Source organism: Terriglobus sp. YAF25, from assembly GCF_052113305.1.
GTDB lineage: Bacteria > Acidobacteriota > Terriglobia > Terriglobales > Acidobacteriaceae > Terriglobus.
This window is the reverse complement of sequence record NZ_JBFRCY010000739.1, coordinates 1-2,214: the sequence shown is the minus strand read 5'-3', so window position 1 is coordinate 2,214 and position 2,214 is coordinate 1. Positions and strand designations below refer to the sequence as shown.

The following is a 2,214-nucleotide window of genomic DNA, read 5'->3' as shown; positions in this document are numbered from 1 at the left end:
GGTCCACACCTATCCGAGTGACATGGCCCAGAACTTCTGGACCGCAATTGTGGCCTTCTCCGTCAATCTGCTGGTGACCGTCGCTATCAGCTTGATGACGAAACCACGGCCTGAGCCTGAACTGGTCGGCCTGGTCTATTCACTCACACCCAAGCCGGTGGAGGAGCACCTCGCCTGGTGGCAGAAGCCGGCATCGCTGGCGATCGCCGTGCTGGTCTTGCTGGTGATTCTCAACCTGGTGTTCGCGTAAGGAGGAATGCATGGGACTCGATATCCGTTTTCCGCTTGGCCTKATGTTTCTTGTGACCGGCGGTCTGATGACCGTCTATGGATTCTTCACCCGCGGCTCAGCCATCTATCAGAAGTCGCTGGGCGATAATCTGAACATCGAATGGGGAATCGTGATGTTCCTGTTTGGCGCGCTGATGTGGTACCTGGGCAAGCGCCAGAGCTGGAAGAACGATCCGGTAAATCCGCGGCCGTGGGAACGTCCGCAGTATCCGCACTAGGGTAAGAGTTAAAAGTTGCAAGTTGAAAGTTGAAGAGGTACAGCATGGGCGGGCGAAGTGATTTGCCCGCCCATGTCGTCTTTAGCGAGCCCAACTCAGCGCATGAGCTTGTGCTGGAGTAAAGTTCCACAGCCGACTTGCGATAATCAAGATATGAAGCAACGACAGGTCGAGCAATATGAGATTGTCCGGAAGCTGGGTGCAGGCGGTTCCGGCGTCGTCTATCTTGCCACGGACACCCTGCTGCAACGTCCAGTCGTTCTCAAGCTGATCAAGCGTGGAGCCCTGACCGTCGAGCAGATCCGTTCGACCGTTCTGCGTGAGGCGCGATTGGCCTCCGCAATCGACCATCCCAACGTCTGCGCGATCTATGACACGGGTGAGACCGAGGATGAGGCATTCATTGCCATGCAGTACATTCCCGGCAAGAGCCTGGACAAGGTCATCGGTGAGGGACCGGCGAGCCTGCAGCTCATCCTCTCGGCAGGTATGCAGATGGCCGACGGCCTCGCCGCCGCGCATGCGCTCGGCATCTTCCATCGCGACCTGAAGCCCGCCAACGTCATGCTGACGGATGGCGGCCTGATCAAGATCCTCGACTTCGGCCTCGCTCGGCGGCTCTCGGCAGAGGACATGCACTTTGACCCGGTGAAGCCCGGTGACAAGCGCGATGTCAACGCGCCTGTAGGGCCGACATACACCGCTCGCGGCGGAACTGTGGCCTATATGGCTCCCGAGCAGTTCGTGACCGGGCAGTCGAGTGTGCAGAGCGACATCTTTGCGTTGGGACTCATCCTGTATGAGCTCGCTGCCGGGCGCCATCCGTTCCATCGTCCGGATGCGCCGGAGTTCCAGTCCATTCGAGCCATTCAGTTTTCTGATCCGCCGCCGTTGCGCGAGATTGCGCCCTCGCTTCCGCAGGAGCTTGAGAGTGTCATCCTCCGCTGCCTGGAGAAGCAGCCGTCGGCCCGCTTCGGATCAGCACTAGAGCTGCGCGAAAGCCTGAAGACCATTCTGACCACGATGCAGCTTGAAGCTGTCGTTGTGCCGGGAGGCTCGCCGCTCGCCCGTCTGGAGACGCCGCAGGAGGAAGAGAAGCGCTCCACCGGCATTCTGTCGATGCTTGCCGAGCGTTTCCGCGACAGCACCGAGACTCCTACCAAGGAAAACTCGATCGTTGTTCTTCCGTTCGTGAACTTCGCTCCGGCAGGCGATGTCTCTCCGCTCTACGGGCATGCACTTGCCGATGCTATGTCGGCCAGGTTGGCGCGTATCTCGGATCTCGTCGTGCGTCCCACCAGCTCCCTGATGAATGTGCCGGTGCAGCAGCTTGATCCGCTGGCTATCGGCCGGAAGCTGCTGGTGCAGTTTGTGCTGGCCGGGAACTTCCTGCGGTCGGAGAAGGGCTTTGACCTGAACTGGCAGCTATTGGACGTCGCCGGACAAAGCATTCTCGCCGGCGGCGCCATCAGTGTGGCATCGTTCGATCTGGTTGCCGTGCAGACGGAGATCAGTAACGAGGTCTTCGCCTCACTGCAGGGCTTTGGTGGTCTGAAACGCAAGCGTGCCGCAGTTCCCAGTACCTCCATACCGCTGACGGAAGACACCTCGGAAGACTATCTTCAGGGCCGCGCGATTCTTTCCAGCTTCATGCAGACGACCGGATCGCGCGACGATCTTGATCGTGCTCGCACCCTGCTGGAGG

General features: G+C 59.6%; 2 protein-coding genes and 1 pseudogene. All 3 read left to right on the top strand.

The window, feature by feature from the left end; all coding sequences use genetic code 11:
- Nucleotides 1-250: pseudogene (locus AB4043_RS23115) on the top strand (Na+/galactose cotransporter); the annotation flags it as partial.
- A 10-nt stretch (nt 251-260) separates the two neighbouring features.
- A complete protein-coding gene (locus AB4043_RS23110; RefSeq protein ID WP_442301675.1) occupies nt 261-509 on the top strand; it encodes a hypothetical protein in 249 nt (82 codons plus the stop codon).
- A gap of 153 nt (nt 510-662) precedes the next feature.
- Nucleotides 663-2,214 (top strand): protein kinase domain-containing protein (locus tag AB4043_RS23105; protein WP_442308221.1); only part of this gene is annotated, 1,552 nt, incomplete at its 3' end.